Below are 15,138 nucleotides of genomic sequence, written 5' to 3'. Positions count from 1 at the left end.
TTCAAAATTTGAATAATATTAATTCAATTTATTGAATAGAGAAGCAGTATTTAATTAGTTTTTGTTATACTGTTCCAATCCAGCTTTTATAATTGACACAGCAGTAATTAGGTCTTCTTTTTTCAAAACGTAGGCAATTCTAATTTGTTTGGTTCCAAAACCTTGAGTTGAATAAAAACCAGCTGCAGGTGCAACCATCACAGTTTCATTATTTAAATTAAATTCTTCTAATAACCATTGGGCAAACGCATCTGCATTGTCAACAGGTAATTCAACTACACAGTAAAAGGCACCTTTAGGAGAAGCCACTTTTATTCCTTTAATTTTACGTAACTCTTCAATTAAAACATCTCTTCGTTTTTTGTATTCAACAATAACTTCTTCAAAATAAGATTGTGGCGTTGCTAAAGCTGCTTCACTAGCTATTTGTGCGAAAGTTGGTGGACTTAAACGAGCTTGAGCAAATTTTAAAGCAGTACTTATAACTTCTTTATTTTTTGAAACTAAGCAACCAATTCTGGCTCCACACATACTGTACCGTTTTGATACTGAATCAATTATAATAGCGTTATTTTCCAGTCCAAAGTTGTGTAAAATAGATTGGTGTTGTACATTATCATATACAAATTCTCTGTACACTTCATCGGCAATTATAAATAAATCATGTTTTTTTACAATTGTGGCTAATTTTTCAATTTCTTCTTTTGAGTATAAATATCCTGTAGGGTTACCAGGATTGCAAATTAAAATTGCCTTTGTTTTTGAAGTAATTAATTTTTCAAATTCTGAAATAGGAGGTAATGCAAAATTATCTTCAATTTTAGAAACTACAGGAACAATTTTAACGCCTGAAGCTATTGAAAACCCGTTGTAATTTGCATAAAAAGGTTCAGGTATAATAATTTCATCTCCAGGGTCTGCAATACTTCCCATTGCAAATAATAACGCTTCAGATCCACCTGTTGTAACAATAATATCATTAGCAGTAACATCAATATTGTTTTTAGCGTAATATTTAGCAATTTTTTCTCGGTATTCTTCGGATCCTTCTGAGCGGCTATATGCCAAAACCTTAATGGTATTGTTTTTTATGGCGTTAAGTGCAACAGTGGGTGTTTTTATATCTGGTTGCCCAATATTTAAATGAAAAACTTTAATACCCTTTTTTTTAGCACTTTCGGCATAAGGCACCAATTTTCGAATTGGTGATTCAGGCATGTTTTTACCTTTTGTAGATATTCTTGGCATTATTTGTGATTTAAATAATTTGATAACACAAAATTGCAAAATTAATTTCAAAATACATTGCTTTTAACAGAATATGTTAAAGGTTAAAGTTATCATAAAATCACTACTAATCTAAGTGTTTTTTGTAGTTTAATAAAAAATAAAAATTTTGAGTAAAAATTTTAAATATAAAATTATAGCAGGGTTAATGATGTTTACTACATTTTATAGTTTAGCTCAAAATAATTTTAGTTTAATAAATGGTGTAAAAAAACAAACTATTTCGTTTAAACTTTTAAGTAATTTAATTGTATTTCCTATTGAAGTTAATGGAAGAAAATTAAATTTCATATTAGATTCAGGTGTTGGGAGAACAATTTTATTTAATATTAGTAATAAAGATTCTCTACAATTAAAGAATGTTAAAAAAATAAAATTAAAAGGATTAGGTAGTGAAGATTCAGTAGATGCAATTTTATCGAAAGGAAATATATTTAAGTTTAAAAAAATTAGTAGTACTAATCAAAATTTGTATCTAATTTTTGATGATAGCTTTGATTTATCTTCTAAACTTGGAATTACCATACACGGTATTATTGGTTATGAAATTTTAAAAGATTTTATTGTCAAAATTAATTATGGAGCAAAAAGAATGACTTTCTATAATTCAGATGTTTACACATATAAAACGTGTAGAAAATGTGAGATATTCAATTTGAAATTTTATAAAAACAAACCTTTTATTGAAGTAGGTGTAAAATTAAATCTTATTTCAAATAAAATTACTCCTGTTAAATTATTAATAGATTCTGGAGGTAGTGATGCAATGTGGTTATTTGAGAAAAGCCATCCTAATATTAAAGTACCAAAGAAATACTTTATTGATTTTTTAGGGGAAGGATTAAGTGGTTCAATTTACGGAAAGCGATCAATTATAAAAGGAATAGTTATAGGGAAATTTGAATTAAAAAACCCTACAGTTTCATTTCCAGATTCGTTATCTATAGTGCATGCACGGCAATTTAAAGGAAGAAATGGTAGTTTAGGAGCAAATATACTTAAAAGGTTTGTGGTTACTTTTGATTATAAAAACAATCAAATAATGTTAAAAAGAACGAGTTCTTTTAAAGACCCATTTCGTTATAATATGAGTGGTATTGAATTGGTCCATAATGGAAAATTATTGGTTAGAGAACAAAATTTTACAACGTATAGTTTTTCTACCAACCAAGGCACAGTAAAACAAGATGAAACTATAAAAGAATTTAATTATAAGTATACATTTAAGCCTTCGTATAAAATACATTTATTGCGAAATGATTCTCCGGCACAGAGAGCTGGTCTATTACCGGGTGATATTGTGATTAAAATTAATGGAAAATACACCTATGATTTAAAACTTGAAGAAATAGTTGAAAAGTTTTACCAAAAGCAAAATAAAAAAATAACCTTAATTATAGAAAGAAACGGGAAAAATTATGAATATATATTTTTCTTAGAAAACCTGCTTAAATAACAAAGACTTTCAATTTTGAAAGTCTTTGTTATAATTTACTTATATTTCTATTAATTAGAAATGGTTGATTTTTCTTTTTGAACTGGAGATTTAGGTTTTAGAACAATACCTTTTATTCTTAATCTTTTAGATGCCCCAGGAACATTAGAATTTATGGTAATCATTTTTGAAAACCCTCCAACTCTATTTGTGGCATATTTAACTTCAATCTCACCGGTTTTACCTGGCATAATAGGGCCTTTAGGTTTTTTAGGAACGGTACATCCACAGCTAGATTTGATACTGCTAATAATTAAAGGTGATTTCCCTACATTCTTAAACTTAAATACACGAACACCATTAGAGTTATGATCAATTTTTCCATAGTCTATAATTTCAGTATCAAACTTAAATGCAGGAGCATTGGGGTCTGTTGTAGCTTGAGTTGTTGTTTTGTTTTGTGCATTTATTGAGATTGCTAAAAATCCAATAAATAATAAGGTTATTATTTTTTTCATTTTTATTTTAATTTGGAATTAATTCGTAAAGTTAGTTAATTTTTAATGCTTTCAAAATATTTTATGTTATCTGTTATAATTGTACATTTGCGAATTATATTACAAAAATTAGACCAGAATGAGTTTAGCTACAAAATACAACCCTAAAGATATTGAGAATAAATGGTACGATTACTGGATGAAAAACAACTATTTTCATTCAATACCTAATGAAAAAGAACCTTATACAATTGTAATACCACCTCCAAATGTTACAGGTGTTTTACATATGGGACATATGCTAAATAATACCATTCAAGATGTATTAATTAGAAGAGCAAGATTAAAAGGATTTAATGCTTGCTGGGTTCCAGGGACGGACCATGCTTCTATTGCAACAGAAGCTAAAATTGTAGCTAAATTGAAAGAAGAAGGTATTAATAAATCGGATTTAACACGTGATGAATTTTTAAAACATGCTTGGGAATGGACGGCTGAACATGGAGGGATAATTTTAGAACAATTGAAAAAATTAGGAGCATCTTGTGATTGGGAACGTACCAAGTTTACCATGGATGCCGAGTTAAGTGAAGCAGTAACCAAAGTTTTTATTGATTTGTATAATAAAGGATTGATTTATCGTGGTTATAGAATGGTAAATTGGGATCCTGCGGCTAAAACAACCTTGTCTGACGAAGAAGTGATTTTTGAAGAAAAACAAGGAAATTTATATTATGTAAATTATAAAATAGAAGGAAGTGATGATGTACTTACCATAGCAACAACACGCCCAGAAACTATTTTAGGAGATTCTGCAATTTGTATCAATCCAAATGATGAACGCTTTACTCATTTGAAAGGTAAAAAGGCCATTGTACCTATTGCAAATAGAATTGTACCCATTATTGAAGATGAATATGTTGATATTGAATTTGGTACCGGTTGTTTAAAAGTAACTCCTGCCCACGATCAAAATGATAAAATATTAGGTGAAAAACATAATTTAGATGTAATAGATATTTTTAATGATGATGCCACGCTAAATTCTTTTGGATTGCATTATGAAGGGAAAGATAGGTTTGTGGTTCGTAAAGAAATTACTAAGGAATTAGAAAGGTTAGGGTGTTTATTGAAAATTGAGCAATATATGCACAAGGTTGGTACTTCTGAAAGAACAAAAGAAGTTATTGAACCAAAAATATCTGCACAATGGTTTTTAAAAATGGATACTATTGTTAAGCCAGCACTAAAGGCAGTTTTAGAAGATGAGGAAATTCATTTTTTTCCAAAACATTATATTAACACCTACCGTCATTGGTTAGAAAATATTAGAGATTGGAATATATCTCGTCAACTTTGGTGGGGACACCAAATTCCTGCATATTTTTATGGAGATGGTGTAAACGATTTTGTAATTGCTTCAACACTTGAAGAAGCGGTTAAATTGGCCTCAGAAAAAGTAGGTAAAGAATTGACAATTGAAGATGTAACACAAGATCCAGATGCCTTAGATACGTGGTTTTCATCTTGGTTATGGCCAATTTCTGTTTTTGATGGAATTAGAAATCCTACAAATAAAGAAATAGCATACTACTACCCAACAAATGATTTAGTTACAGGACCCGATATTATTTTCTTTTGGGTAGCTCGTATGATTTTTGCAGGCTATGAGTTTAGAAATGAAAAACCATTTACAAATGTTTATTTTACAGGAATTGTAAGAGATAGTAAGGGAAGAAAAATGTCGAAATCATTAGGGAATTCTCCAGACCCAATTGAATTGATGGAAAAATATGGAGCCGATGGTGTACGTGTTGGTATGTTATTGTGTTCAGCGGCTGGAAATGATTTGCTATTTGATGAGGAATTGTGTGCGCAAGGTCGTAATTTTTCAAATAAAATATGGAATGCGTTTCGTTTAATTAAAGGTTGGGAAATTTCAGAAACTTTAGAGCAACCTCAATCGTCCAAAATAGCTATTGAGTGGTATCAAGCTAAATTTCAACAAACATTACAAGATATAGAAAAATCATTTGAGCAATATCGTATAAGTGAAGCATTAATGACGATTTATAAACTTATTTGGGACGATTTTTCTTCTTGGTTCTTAGAAATGATTAAGCCTGCATATCAACAGCCAATTGATTTAAAAACATACAATGCTGTAATAGGTTTTTTTGAAAATAATTTAAAAATTTTACACCCATATATGCCTTTTATTTCTGAAGAAATTTGGCAAGAAATTAAAGATAGAACTCCAGAAGAAGCATTGATAATAGCCGAATATCCAACTAAAGAAAATGTTGACCAATCTTTAATCAACGATTTTAAATTAGCTTCAGAAATTATCTCTAATATTAGAACTATTAGAAAAGATAAGAATATAGCATTTAAAGATACCATTGAATTTTTTGCTTTCAATAATAAAAATTCTAATAGAAAATTTGATGCTATTATTAAAAAGCTTGGAAATTTATCCTCAATAGCATATGTATCGAAAAAAATTGATGGAGCGTTGAGTTTCAGAGTGAAATCTAACGAATATTTTATTCCAATAACTTCAGATATTAATGTTGAGGAAGAAAAAACAAAGTTAGAAGATGAGCTTAAATATACCGAGGGGTTTCTAAAATCTGTTCAAAAAAAATTAAGCAATGAACGATTTGTTAATAATGCTCCAGAGCAGGTGATTAAAAATGAACGAAAAAAGGAAGCCGATGCTTTGGCTAAAATAGCAACTCTAAAAGCAAGTTTAGCTTCACTTTAGTTTAAGTTATTTTTTTAAGATTTAAAATTTTAAAATAATAGTTACATATTTAATAAAAGGAATTATTTATATTTGGTGAAAATCATCAAAAAATGAAAAAAATATTCCTTTTAGTTTTTACTTTTGTAAGTGTAATGCTTTGTGCTCAAAATCAGTTTGAGTTATCTTATTATTTACCAAAAAATGTTTCTTATAATACGGATATACCAACACCCGAAAGTTCTATTGGATTTAAGGAGGGAGAGTGGCACGTAACTCATGATAAATTAGTTGCCTATATGAAGACAATAGCAAAGGCTTCTGATAGAATTACAATTGAAGACCGAGGGAAAACTTTTGAAGGAAGACCATTATTATTACTTACCATAACTTCTCCTGAAAACCATAAAAACATTAAAAATATTCAACAGAATCATTTAAAATTAACGGATGCGACTGTAAGCGCTCAGTTAAACGTAGCATCTATACCTTTGGTTGTTTATCAAGGATTTTCAATTCATGGCAATGAGCCTAGTGGGGCCAATTCTAGTATGGTTTTGGCTTATTATTTAGCAGCTGCAGAAGGTTCAGAAATTGAATCATTGCTAAAGAATACAGTTATTTTATTAGACCCATCACTAAACCCTGATGGTTTACAACGCTTTGCTTATTGGGCCAATACTAATAAAAGCGAACATCTTAATACAGATTCTAATGATAGAGAATTTCACGAAGTTTGGCCAGGAGGAAGAACAAACCATTATTGGTTTGATATGAATAGAGATTGGTTGCCAGTACAATTGCCTGAGTCTAGAGCAAGAATTGAAACATATAGGAATTGGATGCCAAATATATTGACAGATCATCATGAAATGGGAACAAATTCTACCTTCTTTTTTCAGCCAGGAATACAATCAAGAGTACATCCATTAACACCTGCATTAAATCAACAGTTAACTAAAGAAATAGGGAATTATCATGCAAAAGCTTTAGATAAAATAGGCTCATTATATTATACGGAGGAAAGTTATGATGATTTTTATTATGGAAAGGGATCTACATATCCAGATATAAATGGAGGAATAGGAATTTTATTTGAACAAGGAAGTTCAAGAGGGCATGCTCAGGAAACTGTAAATGGGGTATTAACTTTTCCTTTTACCATTAGAAATCAGTTTACAGCAGCACTTTCTACATTGGAAGCCGCAAATTCAATGCGAGCCAAATTATTAAACTATCAAAGAAATTTTTATAAAAATGTTAAGAAAGAAGGAGCAAAAAATACTATAAAAGCCATTGTTTTTGGAGATGAGAAAGATGATGCAAAAACATATCATTTAGCTGAAATATTAAAAAGGCAAAAAATTAAGTTTCATAAACTAAAATCAGATTTTACCACAAATGGATTAAAGTTTAAAAAAGGGCATAGTTATATTATTCCAACAAACCAAATGAATAGTAAACTTATAAAAGCAATGTTTGAAAAACGAACTAAATTTACAGATAGTTTGTTTTATGATGTTTCAGCATGGACTTTTCCATTGGCTTTTAATTTAAATTATGCTGAGTTAAAATCAACATCAAATATTGGAGATTTAGTTACAAAATTAGCATTGAAAAAAGGAAAATTAACAGCCAAAAGTAGTTATGCATACTTGATGGAATGGAGTGAATATTATACTCCTAAGGCCTTAAATAAAATACTTAAAAAAGGACTTAGAGCAAAAGTGGGTATGAAACCATTTTCATTAAATGGTAAACAATTTGATTATGGAACTATTTTAATTCCAGTTCAAAATCAACATTTAAACGAAGAAGAACTTTATACATTTTTACAAGATATAGCAAAAGATAGTAACTTAGAAATTGAAGGTGTAAATACAGGGCTAACGGCTACGGGTATTGATTTAGGAAGTAATCAATTTAGAAATATTAAAAATCCAAAGGTGGCAATGTTAGTTGGAAATGGCGTTTCTCCTTATGATGCTGGTGAAATTTGGCATTTATTTGATCAACGTTACGAAATGAATATTACTAAATTAGATGTAAATTACTTAAGCAGGGTAGATTTTTCAAAATATACAACGCTTATTATCCCAAATGCAAAATTAAATATTTCGGACAAAAACATAAAGAAATTAAAACAATGGGTTCAAAATGGAGGTAATGTTATAGGTTTTAAAAATTCGGTAAAATGGCTGTCAACTAATAAGTTTATTAAATTAGAATACACGAAAGTAAAAGTTGAAGCAAAGAATATTACTTTTGAACAGAAAAGGAATTTTACTGGAGCTCAGGTTATTGGAGGAGCAATATTTGAAACAAAGTTAGATATATCTCATCCTATAAATTTTGGTTTCACTAATAACAAGTTGCCAATGTTTAGACGTACTACAATATTTATTAAACCAGATAGTATTAGTTATAATAATCCAATAAAATATACAAACAATCCACTTTTAAGTGGGTATATTTCAACACAAAATTTAAAAGCTTTAAAAAATACTGTCCCTTTTCAAGTTCGTAAATATGGAAAAGGAAACGTAATGATTTTTACAGATAACACCAATTTTAGGGCGTTTTGGTATGGAACAAATAAATTACTAATGAATGCTATATTTTTCTCAAAAGAGATGTAATTAGCTTACTTGTTTGCCATTTTTAAGTTTAGTTTTTGAGGCCTGTAATAGTACAATTTTATTTTGACTATTTTCAATTCCAAGCACTAAACATTCACTTATAAAACTTGCTATTTGCTTTTTTTTGAAGTTTACAATGGCTACTATTTGTTTGTTTAACAATTCTTCTTTCGTATATAAATGGGTAATTTGGGCACTTGATTTTTTAATACCCAAATTACCGAAATCAATTACCAATTGGTAAGCAGGTTTATGAGCTTTAGGAAAATCATGAACCTCAATAATGGTTCCAATTCTAATATCAACTTTATTAAAATCTTCGAAAGAAATTTCGGTTTTTATGTTATTCATCTATTACAATAAATTCAGTTCTTCTATTTAATTGATGTTCTGTATTTGTGCATTTTACACCATTTGAACATTTATTTACTAATTCAGTTTCTCCATATCCTTTTCCTGTAATTCGATCTGGATTAATTCCTTTTGAAATAATATAATTAATGGTTGAAGTTGCTCTTTTGTTTGAAAGAATCATATTGTAATTATCAGGAGCTCTACTGTCAGTATGTGATTTAATTTTAAGTTTAATTGTTGGGTATTTTAATAAAATGGCAACTACCTTATCTAATTCTTTCGCTGCATCGGGTCTTATTTTGGCTTGATCTAAATCAAAATATATAGGGTTTGTTTTAATCATTTTTTCATTTCTAATTGTAACAAATTCTAAAGAAGGATCTAACAATATTTTCTTAGTTAACTCCAAATTATTTTTTCCAGATGTTTGTAATTGAAAACTATTACTACTATAGTTTTCGTGTGATGCTGTTATTTTATATTTGGTTTTACATTTTAATGAGTATTTAAATGTTGCTGCAGAATTAACATGAATGCTATCTATTATTTTATCGGTATTTAAAAAAGTAATGACGGAGTTGGGAAGAGGCTTATTGGTATTTTTATCTAAAACAATTCCTGTAATTAATTGATTACATTTTATAGGTGTTAAATTAAGCGTTTTAGAAATTTGTATATCATTTGTATTATCGGTGTTAATAATAATTTCAGCAGCTTTGAAATTTTCTTTTTCTGCAATTATTTTATATGTTTCGTTACACTTTAGTTCAAACTTAAAAATACCATTTATTGGTTGAGTTTCTTTTAAAGTATTGTTTTGGTATAGCGAAATATTTATGTTATTTAATAATTGTTTAGATTCACTATTAAAAACTGATAAATTAATTGATTGATTGCACTTTATAGGTATTAATTCTAATAGTTCAGAAATATTAATTTTATCTGTATCAGAAGTATTTATATCAAGTTCAGCTATAATAAAATTTTCTTTTTCTGCAACTATTTTATAAGATTTATTGCAATTTACTTCAAATTTAAAAGAATTGCTTACTGTTTGAGTTTCTTTTAAAACATTATCTTGATATAAAGAAATAAGAACATTATTTAATGATTTTTTGGTTTCATTATCTAAAATTTTACCAGTTATTAATTGCTTACATTCAATTTTTTTATCTCTAAAAGCATAAATATCTACATTGCCTTTTCCTGGTTCTCTATCAGAAGTAAAGTACCCAGTATTAGTTGTATTATCAATAACAAAATAAAAATCATTAAACTTACTATTTATTGGTTCAGGCAAATCTTGAATATCTGAAAATTGGTTGTTTTTAAATTCACTTTTAAAAATGTCTAAATTTCCTTTACCTTTATGCCCGGTTGAAGAAAAATAAAGTGTATTATTTGTATCAATGAAAGGATACATCTCATCTTTACTAGTATTAATTTTAGGCCCTAAATTTTCTGGCCAACTATGTGTTCCATTTTCAAGAATAGAAACAACGTAAATATCAAAACCTCCATATCCGTTAGGCATGTTTGAAGATATATAAAGAGATTTACCATCTTTACTAATAACCGGACTTTTAATTGAGTAGTTGTTACTATTAAACCTAAGTGGAGTAATATTTGTTAAGTTAAAATTTTTATCTACTGAAGCTGAGAAAAGAAATAAAGGCATTTCTTCAGGTTTAGATTTTTTTGGCTGTGAATTAAAAAAATTATTCCAAGTAAAGTAAATTTTCTTAAAATCTGGTGTGAAGCAAAAGTCAGCTTCAAAAAATTTATTAAAAACATCTTTTGTGAACCTTGAAGTGTTAATAATATCTCCATTTTCATCAATAGTACCTTTAAATAATTCTAAATAAAGTTCTCTATTATGTCTCCTTCTATTTTTAGAGAAAGGCTTGTCTGTTTCAATTTTTTGTGAAGAGGTGAATATTATTTCATTGTTTGGTAAGTATATAACACCTAATTCAGCATATTTTGAATTGATAGAAACGCTGGTAACTTCAATTTCTTGTTGTTGTGAGAAAAGAGTATGTATGAAGAATAAAAAAAGTAAGTTTAAAAATTGTTTCATTTTATATGGAGACTTAATTTTTTAATATATTTTTCAGCTCTTGAATTACTTAAATCTAAAGTTAGAGATATTTATAATTTGCTATTGTTTGAAGCGTATCACTGCTTTTTATAAAAACTTTTGCTAAACTATCATAAACATTTAACTATTGGCGTATAATTTAACATTTATTTTATAAACAGTTGTCCCAAAAATAATAAAAAAAAGCATTGATTTTAAAATCAATGCTTTTAAATATTCTAAGATGTTATTATTTTATTTAACATCTATAAGTTCAACATCAAAAATAAGGGTTGCATCAGGAGGAATTACACCGCCAGCACCTTGACTTCCGTATGCTAAATTAGAAGGAATTACAAAACGAGCTTTATCACCTACTTTTAATAATTGAATTCCCTCATCCCAACCAGCAATTACTTGGCCAACACCTAGCGTGAAATCAATTGGTTGTTTTCGTGAGTAAGACGAATCAAAAACTTGTCCGTCAGCTAATTGCCCTTTATAATGTACAGAAACTGTTTTGCCTTTTTCTGCTTTTTTTCCGTTTCCTTCTTGCAAAATTTTATAGCGTAATCCACTTGTAGTTTCAGTATAGCCAGCAGCAATTTTATCCATAGCTTCTTTGGCTTCTTTTTTAGCTTCAGCTTCTCGTTTAGCTCTTGAACCTTCAAAAATTCTAAATGCTTCAACTGCGTTGAATTTTTCAGCCTGTTCACCAACTCTTATTATTTCTACAGATTCTAAAATATCATCTTGTGCAATTGAATCAACAATAGCTTGTCCTTCAATAACATTCCCAAAAACGGTATGTTTTTGATCTAACCAAGGTGTTGCCACGTGGGTAATAAAAAATTGACTTCCATTTGATGCAGGTCCAGAATTTGCCATTGACAAAATACCGGGTTTATCATGTTTTAAATCTGGGTGAAATTCATCATCAAAACTATAGCCTGGCGAACCTGTTCCAGTACCTAAAGGGCATCCACCTTGAACCATAAAATCGGCTATAACTCTATGAAATTTCAGTCCATCATAATAAGGAGTACCTTGTGGTTTAGCGTTGTTTTCTAAATTTCCTTCAGCCAATGCAACAAAGTTACCAACTGTTCCAGGAGTTTTTTTAAATTCTAAATTTACAATTATTACACCTTTTGAGGTGTTAAATTTTGCGTATAATCCGTTATCCATTTTCTTATTTTTTAAACGTTACAAATATACATACTTTCATTATAAATAAATATATAATAGTTTACTTATTCAAAATAGTTAGTTTTAGTAAATGAAAAATCCGCTTTTTAGCGGATTTTTATTATAGTATAAAATATAATTTTAAACGTCTCTTAAAATAGTAATATTGTGAATGGTTGGTTGTTCTATTTTTTGTATATCGCTTGTTAAGCCACATCCTTTTTTTGTTGATTTACAAGCTGAGAATAACATTAAGGATATTGCGATAAAAAAGATATTTAAAATTGATTTCTTCATATTGTTATAATATTATTACAGGAATGTAAACGTATTAAATATGCTTTTATTTTATAAAGCCAACTTGTTTAACGTATAAATTATTAATTTTTCAACTGCTTTTTTAGGATCTTTACTAAAATTACCATTAGCTCTGTTAGCAATTATTGCATTCATAGAGCAGGCGTTATGCCCCAATAATTTAGATAAACCATAAATTGCTGAAGTTTCCATTTCAAGGTTGGTAATTTTCACATTGTTAAATTCAAAATTATCTATCTTGTGATTTAAATTGGGATCTTCAATTGCTAGACGAAGAACACGACCTTGTGGTCCGTAAAACCCAACTGCAGTTGCAGTAACACCAATAAAAACTTCATCACTTGATAGTTTATTTTCAAGATCACTGCTGTTTTTTACAACATAAGGTCGTGCTTTACGACTGTTCCAATTTGTATGTTTAATAAACGCATCTTCAAAATCTGGATTTAAAACATGGTTGCAATCATATGAATGTAAAACACCATCAAAACCTATTCCATATTTTGCTAATACAAAACTATCTACAGGAATATAATCTTGTAAAGAGCCTGAAGTTCCAATTCGAACAATGTTGAGTTGGGTGAATTCTTTTTTTATGGTTCTGGTTTCAAAATTGATGTTAACTAATGCATCAATCTCATTAATTACAATATCAATATTGTCAGGGCCAATACCCGTAGACATTACTGTAAAACGAGTACCTTTATAGGTTCCTGTAATTGTTCTAAATTCTCTTTTTTGAGTTTCAAATTCAATAGTATCAAAGTGTTTTGCCACCTTTGGTACTCTATCTTGATCTCCAACAAAAATAATATTTGTTGCTAAATGTTCGGGTTTTAAATTTAGGTGGTAAATACTACCATCTGGATTTAGAATTAATTCTGATGCTGCTATTTTATTCATAATTTTTATCCGCCAACGCGTTTTATATTATATCCTTCTTTTTTAAGGATTACCATTATTTTATCTCTATAATTTCCTTGTATTATAATTTCGTTATCTTTAATACTACCTCCAACACCACATTTGGTTTTTAATAGTTTACCTAACGATTTTAAATCACTTTTATTTCCAATAAAACCTGAAATAACCGTTACGGTTTTACCAGCTCTTCCTTTATTTGAAAAATGAGCTTCTAAAAACTGTTTATTAGGAGCTATAGTTTCTTCATTTTGCTCTTCATCAAATTCAAAACTATTATTTGTTGAAAAAACAAAACCTCCTAAGTCATCTAAGCTATTTAATTTTTTTTACTCATGTTTTTATTAAAAAAGACTTACAAAAGTAATGAAACAATATTTATTTTTTTAGTTTTTTCCAGATATAAAATAAAATGGCAAGTAGTTCAAATATGAAACCGATTAACAGAATTAAATTTGCTTGAGGCCATTTTAATATTTTTAAGATTACTCCAACAACAATTAAAAAAACTCCAAATGTAAAAAATGAAATAATATTTTTTGTTCCCATTAAAAATTAATTTTCTTTTTTAAAAATAGGGATAAGGTAACTTAAAGTGTAATTAAATCCTACTCCTGCATTATTTAAAAATACACGATTAAATCCTGGAACATATAAATTTTTGAAATTTTCAGGCTCTTTTGTATTCAGCATATTATTAAAACTAACACTAACTCCCAAATATAAATTTTTAAAAGTTTCAACTTTCATACCAAAAACAATTTCAACCCATTGTGCAGTTAAATCTTTAAATTCGGTATTTACTTCAAGGGTATTTGGTATAAAATAAGTTCCTTTTACGTGGGGCGTGTAATTATTTAAAGTTTGATTAAAAAAACTTAAACCATATCTTAAGCCAATATAAATTTCATTAGTCATACCTTTCCAGTTCTTATAAACATTGTAATTGAATCCTGCCTTAATATAAGATCCTTTTGTGGTGAAATTGAGATAATCTTCAATGGTAGTTTTGTTGGTAAATCCAAGTTCAACAGCGGCATAATAATTTCTTGAAATACGCATATCACCAACAAATTCATATCCGTAGCTATTAGTATCTAAAAATGATGTTATGGGTTTACTTAAATCCAATCCAATTCTAATACCATAACTTTCTTTAGTTTTTACGGTATCTAGTTTTTCTTGAGAATTAACAGATATGGTAAAAAGAATACTAATGAAATATATAAATATGTGTTGCTTTTTCATTGTCAATTGTTGAATTATTAATGCTAATACTTTTGATCCAATTTGTGGTATTGCTCTCTATTTGTAAGTTTTCAAAAATTGTTTTATAACCGCAAGAACGTGAAACAAAAATATCATTTCTGTTGTATGTAAATTTAACAGTATCTTTTATAGTATTATTTTCAAGGATATACTTCGTAAAGTTTTCATTTAAATTTAGAGGTATAATAATAGAATCTAATGATTTGTTTATATAAATACTATCCTTAGTTTCAGCCCAAACAGTTAATTCTGTAACTTGCTTTATCACTGTCGGATCATCGTTATCATAAAACTTAATAATTAAATTAGGAGTAGTGGTTTCAACACAAATATCATCTTTTTCACAACTTAAAAAAGTAAAAAGAAAAATAAATATTAGCACGTAATTTTTTTTCATTGTTAAG

The 15,138-nt window shown here is 28.4% G+C and carries 12 protein-coding genes and 1 pseudogene; 3 read left to right on the top strand and 10 right to left on the bottom strand.

Annotated elements, in window-relative coordinates:
- Positions 1 to 54: 54 nt before the first annotated feature.
- Positions 55 to 1,248 (bottom strand): pyridoxal phosphate-dependent aminotransferase, encoded by a 1,194-nt coding sequence (locus Lupro_RS03385; protein WP_068206267.1) that lies wholly within the window; start codon positions 1,246 to 1,248, stop codon positions 55 to 57.
- A 148-nt stretch (positions 1,249 to 1,396) separates the two neighbouring features.
- On the opposite strand from Lupro_RS03385, the gene Lupro_RS03380 reads away from it, so the two are divergent.
- Positions 1,397 to 2,743 (top strand): PDZ domain-containing protein, encoded by a 1,347-nt coding sequence (locus Lupro_RS03380; RefSeq protein WP_227807475.1) that lies wholly within the window; start codon positions 1,397 to 1,399, stop codon positions 2,741 to 2,743.
- Between the two features lie 50 nt (positions 2,744 to 2,793).
- Here the strand turns inward: Lupro_RS03380 and Lupro_RS03375 are convergent, their stop codons facing one another.
- On the bottom strand, positions 2,794 to 3,240 hold the full coding sequence (locus Lupro_RS03375) for a DUF1573 domain-containing protein (protein ID WP_068206265.1): 447 nt from the start codon (positions 3,238 to 3,240) through the stop codon (positions 2,794 to 2,796).
- A gap of 118 nt (positions 3,241 to 3,358) precedes the next feature.
- Here Lupro_RS03375 and Lupro_RS03370 point away from each other — a divergent pair, with 118 nt between their 5' ends.
- Positions 3,359 to 5,986, top strand: a complete 2,628-nt coding sequence (locus tag Lupro_RS03370; protein ID WP_068206262.1) for a valine--tRNA ligase — start codon at positions 3,359 to 3,361, stop codon at positions 5,984 to 5,986.
- A gap of 92 nt (positions 5,987 to 6,078) precedes the next feature.
- Positions 6,079 to 8,604 (top strand): M14 metallopeptidase family protein, encoded by a 2,526-nt coding sequence (locus tag Lupro_RS03365; protein WP_068206260.1) that lies wholly within the window; start codon positions 6,079 to 6,081, stop codon positions 8,602 to 8,604.
- On the opposite strand, the gene Lupro_RS03360 is transcribed toward Lupro_RS03365, so the two are convergent.
- The 8 genes and pseudogenes from Lupro_RS03360 to Lupro_RS03335 form a co-directional block, all read right to left on the bottom strand.
- Entirely contained in the window at positions 8,605 to 8,946 is a 342-nt protein-coding gene (locus Lupro_RS03360) for a tRNA-binding protein (RefSeq protein ID WP_068211396.1), read from the bottom strand.
- 1 nt (position 8,947) lies between these two features.
- On the bottom strand, positions 8,948 to 11,038 hold the full coding sequence (locus tag Lupro_RS03355) for an OmpA family protein (protein ID WP_068206258.1): 2,091 nt from the start codon (positions 11,036 to 11,038) through the stop codon (positions 8,948 to 8,950).
- Positions 11,039 to 11,293: 255 nt separating this feature from the next.
- On the bottom strand, positions 11,294 to 12,226 hold the full coding sequence (locus Lupro_RS03350) for a peptidylprolyl isomerase (RefSeq protein WP_068206256.1): 933 nt from the start codon (positions 12,224 to 12,226) through the stop codon (positions 11,294 to 11,296).
- Between the two features lie 141 nt (positions 12,227 to 12,367).
- Positions 12,368 to 12,523, bottom strand: coding sequence for a hypothetical protein (locus tag Lupro_RS13525; protein WP_158499552.1), 156 nt, complete (start codon positions 12,521 to 12,523; stop codon positions 12,368 to 12,370).
- Positions 12,524 to 12,574: 51 nt separating this feature from the next.
- Entirely contained in the window at positions 12,575 to 13,447 is an 873-nt protein-coding gene (locus Lupro_RS03345; RefSeq protein WP_068206254.1) for a nucleoside phosphorylase, read from the bottom strand.
- Between the two features lie 5 nt (positions 13,448 to 13,452).
- A pseudogene (locus Lupro_RS13105) lies at positions 13,453 to 13,794 on the bottom strand (translation initiation factor); the annotation flags it as partial.
- A 226-nt stretch (positions 13,795 to 14,020) separates the two neighbouring features.
- Complete coding sequence (locus Lupro_RS03340) at positions 14,021 to 14,713, bottom strand: DUF6048 family protein (protein WP_068206252.1); 693 nt, start codon at positions 14,711 to 14,713, stop codon at positions 14,021 to 14,023.
- Positions 14,679 to 15,131, bottom strand: a complete 453-nt coding sequence (locus Lupro_RS03335) for a DUF6452 family protein (RefSeq protein ID WP_068206250.1) — start codon at positions 15,129 to 15,131, stop codon at positions 14,679 to 14,681. Before Lupro_RS03335 ends, Lupro_RS03340 begins: the two co-directional genes overlap by 35 nt.
- Positions 15,132 to 15,138 lie beyond the last annotated feature (7 nt).

Origin of the sequence: Lutibacter profundi (genome assembly GCF_001543325.1) — a bacterium.
Lineage (GTDB): Bacteria > Bacteroidota > Bacteroidia > Flavobacteriales > Flavobacteriaceae > Lutibacter > Lutibacter profundi.
This window is presented reverse-complemented; position numbering and strand designations above follow the sequence as displayed.